Origin of the sequence: Pseudomonas lurida (genome assembly GCF_013522705.1) — a bacterium.
GTDB classification, from domain to species: domain Bacteria; phylum Pseudomonadota; class Gammaproteobacteria; order Pseudomonadales; family Pseudomonadaceae; genus Aquipseudomonas; species Aquipseudomonas quebecensis.
In genome coordinates, this window is the sequence record NZ_JAAMRE010000067.1 from 1 (window position 1) to 1,204 (window position 1,204).

The 1,204-nt window shown below is 54.9% G+C and carries 1 protein-coding gene; it reads left to right on the plus strand.

What is annotated here, in order from left to right:
* On the plus strand, positions 1-924 hold a 924-nt coding region (locus G7025_RS26545), incomplete at its 5' end, for an IS110 family transposase (RefSeq protein ID WP_181081939.1).
* Between the last annotated feature and the right edge of the window lie 280 nt (positions 925-1,204).

The window sequence follows — 1,204 nt, forward strand, 5'->3', positions numbered from 1 at the left end:
CCTTTTTTTGCCAACCTGGAGCCCTGCCTAGTGGGCATGGAGGCATGTGGCGGAGCCCACTATTGGGCAAGAAAACTGCAGGCACTTGGTCATACGGTCAAGTTAATGGCTCCGCAATTTGTGAAGCCCTACGTGAAGTCGAACAAAAACGATGTAGCTGACGCAGAAGCGATCTGTGAAGCCGTTACTCGGCCCAACATGCGCTTTGTGCCGATCAAGACGGTAGAGCAGCAAGCTATTTTGGCGGTGCATCGCGCACGGCAAGGGTTTGTAAAGGCCAGAACGGCACAAGCTAATTCGATTCGTGGGCTCCTTGGAGAATTTGGCGTGGTCTTGCCTCAGGGCATTCGACATATCGTCGAGCGTTTGCCGGATATTTTGGAAGATCATGAAAACGCTCTTCCTGGATCGTTACGCCAACTGATGCAGCGCTTGGTGGAGCATTTCAAAGAGCTGGATCGACAGGTCGTCGAGTTGGAACGAGAGATTCAACAATGGCATCGCAGCAATGAAGACAGCTGCCGCCTGGCAGAAATCCCAGGCGTTGGCCCGCTCACTGCAACCGCGCTAGTGGCGTCAGTGGGTGACGCGAAAAACTTCAGTAACGGTCGGCAAATGGCGGCATGGTTGGGGTTAGTGCCGCGACAACACTCCAGCGGAGGCAAGCCCACGTTGTTGGGGATCAGTAAACGGGGCGATGGTTATTTACGCACCTTGCTGATTCATGGCTCACGCTCGATGGTTCGAGTGGTGGAGAGCAAGACAGATCCTTCGGCGGATTGGCTGAAGGGGTTATTGGCTCGTCGTCACACCAACGTTGCTGTCGTTGCACAGGCTAATAAAACGGCCCGGATAGCCTGGGCATTATTGGCCCATGGCGGCAAGTTCCGACCCGACTACACCCCCGACGTAACGGTGGCGTAGCCGGCTCGGTGGAATGAAAAAGTGATGCGTTAGAAGGAGTACTTCCAAGGTTGCTCAGGCGATCATGACGTGATGGCAAGACAGGTAGGACCGGGATCGGGTAACTCTGCCCCGCTCACAGCGCTTCGAGCGCGTTGTGGTGATAAGAGCCCGATCAGCGAATTCCATCAGGGACAGAGGCACCGCCTCACTTAAAGTCCGGATGTATGGCTGCAACCTTATCCCGTCTGTGTTTTCACGAATTGAGTGCTTGGCATACTGGGGGCGTCCATGTATGAGC